This is a genomic window from Actinophytocola sp. (assembly GCF_009379765.1).
GTDB lineage: Bacteria > Actinomycetota > Actinomycetes > Mycobacteriales > Pseudonocardiaceae > Actinophytocola.
In genome coordinates, this window is sequence record NZ_WHTD01000284.1 from 1 (window position 1) to 3,447 (window position 3,447).

3 protein-coding genes are annotated in these 3,447 nt (G+C 70.9%); all 3 read right to left on the reverse strand.

What is annotated here, in order from left to right; all coding sequences use genetic code 11:
- Positions 1-480: 480 nt before the first annotated feature.
- The gene (gene rbfA, locus GEV28_RS42010) at positions 481-930 is read right to left on the reverse strand and encodes a 30S ribosome-binding factor RbfA (RefSeq protein ID WP_291419940.1); all 450 of its coding nucleotides are present in this window, start codon (positions 928-930) and stop codon (positions 481-483) included.
- Positions 931-959: 29 nt separating this feature from the next.
- Complete coding sequence (locus GEV28_RS42015) at positions 960-1,253, reverse strand: DUF503 domain-containing protein (RefSeq protein WP_291419942.1); 294 nt, start codon at positions 1,251-1,253, stop codon at positions 960-962.
- A gap of 70 nt (positions 1,254-1,323) precedes the next feature.
- Positions 1,324-3,447 (reverse strand): translation initiation factor IF-2 (gene infB / locus GEV28_RS42020; RefSeq protein WP_291419944.1); only part of this gene is annotated, 2,124 nt, incomplete at its 5' end.

Here is a 3,447-nt window from a genome sequence, read left to right on the forward strand (position 1 = left end):
CGCCCCCCGGCGTCGCCAAGTCGTCCCCTCACGTCGCCAAGTCGCCCCCCGGCGTCGCCAAGTCGTCCCCTCACGTCGCCAAGTCGCCCCCCGGCGTCGCCAAGTCGTCCCCTCACGTCGCCTGGTCGACTTGTGGCGAGCGGTGCGCCCGAGACCCGCCGCGCCATGGACACGCTGCGAAGGTCGGGCTCATGCCGGCGTCCCCGACATCGAGCACTGGCTCTGACCGTCGACGCTGCGCACGGGACGCGACGACACGGGACGTGACGGGACGACACGGCGACGCCACAAGACGACACAGCTGCGCCACGGGGCAACACAGCCACGCCACGGGAAGACACAGCGACGCCACGGGGCGACACAGCTGCGCCTCAAGACGACACAGCCACGCCACGGGACAACACAGCCACGCTACGGGGCGACACAGCTGCGCCACGGGACGGCACGGGGGCGGGGAGGGGCTGCGTGGGGTGTTGGGGGTTACTCCTCGTCGTCGTCCTCGCGGGGGGCGCGGTACGGGTCGGGGTCGCCGGCCGGCTTGGCGCCGTTGGCCAGGCGGGCGACCTCCGCGTCGGCCGCCTGAGCACGGGCCAGGAGGTCGTCGATGCGCTTGGCCTCGTCCGGCACGGTGTCGGTGACGAACGCGAGCGTCGGGGTGAACCGGACGCCGGTGCCCTGCCCGACCAACGAGCGCAGCACACCCTTCGCGGACTCCAGCGCCGACGCCACGCCCTGGAGGTCGGGCGCGGCGTCGACCTTGTCGCCCAGCACCGTGTAGAACACGGTCGCGTCGTGCAGGTCCCCGGTGAGCTTGACGTCGGTGATCGTCACCCGGGCCAGGCGCGGGTCCTTCACCTCGTGCTCCAGCGCGGACGCGACGATCTGCCCGATGCGCTTGGCGAGCTTGCGGGCGCGCGGTGCGTCAGCCACGACGTTCCTTCCTCTGTCAGCGACAACGATCAGTCATCGGGGCCGAGCCACCGGCGCCGCGCGGAGACGAGCTCCAGCTCGGGACGGCCGGCGACCAGGCGCTCACACGCGTCGAGCAGGTCGCGCACGTGGTCGGCGTCGGCCGCCACCGCGGCGACCCCGATGAGCGACCGCCGGTGCTTGTCCAGGTGCCCGGCCTCGGCGACCGTCACCTCGAACCGGCGGCGCAGCTCGGCGATGACCGGCCGCACGGCCGAACGCTTCTCTTTCAACGAGCGGATGTCACCGAGCACGACGTCCAGCTCGAGAGCCCCCACGTACAAGGGAATTCACTCCACGGAACGAGTTCCGGTCGCCGCGCCCACCGAGGTGAGCGCGGCGACCACGACAGACTCAGTCGCGCGGCTTCTCGCGCAGCTCGTACGTCTCGATGATGTCGTCGACCCTGAGGTCGCCGTACGAACCGAGCGTGAGACCACACTCGAAGCCCTCGCGGACCTCGACCGCGTCGTCCTTGAACCGCCGCAGCGAGCTGACCGGCAGGTTCCCCTGGACGACGACGCCGTCGCGCATGAGCCGCGCCTTGGCGTTGCGCCGGATCTCGCCGGAGAGCACCATGCAACCCGCGATCGTGCCGACCTTGGAGGACTTGAACACCTCGCGCACCTCGGCGCGCCCGAGCTCGACCTCTTCGTAGACCGGCTTGAGCATGCCCTTGAGCGCCTGCTCGATCTCGTCGATCGCCTGGTAGATGACCGAGTAGTACCGAACGTCGATGCCCTCGCGGTTGGCCTGCTCGGTGACCTTGCCCTCGGCGCGGACGTTGAACCCGAGGATGATCGCGTCGGACGCGATCGCCAGGTCCACGTTGGCCTTGGTGATGCCACCGACACCGCGGTCGATGACCCGCAGCTCGACCTCTTCGCCCACGTCGATCTTCGTGAGCGCGTCCTCGAGTGCCTCGACGGTGCCCGAGTTGTCGCCCTTGATGATCAGGTTGAGCTGGCTGGTCTCCTTGAGCGCGGAGTCCAGGTCCTCCAGGCTGACCCGCTTGCGCCGCGAGGCGTTCGCCGCGTTGCGCATCCGGGCCGCCCGGCGCTCGGCGATCTGCCGTGCGGTGCGGTCCTCGTCCACGACCAGGAAGGTGTCGCCCGCACCCGGGACCGACGTGAACCCGATGACCTGCACCGGCCGCGACGGGGTCGCCTCGGTGATGTCCTCGTTGAACTCGTCGACCATCCGGCGCACGCGGCCGTAGGCGTCGCCGGCGACGATCGAGTCGCCGACGTGCAGCGTGCCGCGCTGGACCAGCACCGTGGCGACCGGGCCGCGACCGCGGTCCAGGTGCGCCTCGATGGCCACGCCCTGCGCCTCCATCTCCGGGTTGGCCCGCAGGTCGAGCGCCGCGTCCGCGGTGAGCACGACCGCCTCGAGCAGCCCTTCGATGTTGATGTTCTGCCGCGCGGAGATGTCGACGAACATCGTGTCGCCGCCGTACTCCTCGGCCACCAGCCCGTACTCGGTGAGCTGCTGGCGCACCTTCTGCGGGTTGGCGCCTTCCTTGTCGATCTTGTTGACCGCGACCACGATGGGCAGGTCGGCGGCCTGCGCGTGGTTGATGGCCTCCACCGTCTGCGGCATCACGCCGTCGTCGGCGGCGACCACGATGACCGCGATGTCCGTCGAGTTGGCACCACGGGCACGCATAGCAGTGAACGCCTCGTGACCCGGGGTGTCGATGAAGGTGATGACCCGCTCGTTGCCGTCGACCTGGACCGCGACCTGGTAGGCGCCGATGTGCTGGGTGATGCCACCGGCCTCGCCCTCGTGCACGGAGGTCTTGCGGATCGTGTCCAGCAGGCGGGTCTTACCGTGGTCGACGTGACCCATGACGGTCACGACCGGCGGCCGCGCCTGCAGCTCGTCCTCTCCACCGGCGTTCTCGCCGTAGGAGATGTCGAACGAGTCGAGCAGCTCGCGGTCCTCCTCCTCCGGGCTGACGACCTGCACCTTGTAGTTCATCTCGGTGCCGAGCAGCTCGAGGACGTCGTCGGAGACCGACTGCGTCGCGGTGACCATCTCACCGAGGTGGAACAGCACCTGCACCAGCGAGGCCGGGTTGGCGTTGATCTTGTCGGCGAAGTCGGTCAGCGAGGCGCCACGCGGAAGCCGGATCGACTCGCCGTTGCCCTTGGGCAGGCGAACACCGCCGACGCTGGGCGCCTGCATGTTCTCCATGTACTCCTGGCGCTTCTGCCGCTTCGACTTGCGGCCACGCCGGGACGGCCCACCAGGCCGGCCGAAGGCACCCGCGGCACCGCCGCGACCGCCACCGGAACCGGGACGGCCACCGCCGCCCCCGCGGAAGCCACCGCCACCGCCGGCCGGGGCACCGCCACCGCCGCCGCCCCCAGGACCGCCGCGGTAGCCACCGCCACCGCCACCGCCGCCGCCACCGGGGCCACCACGGAAGCCACCGCCACCGCCGCCGCCCCCACCGGGACCGCCACGCGCGCC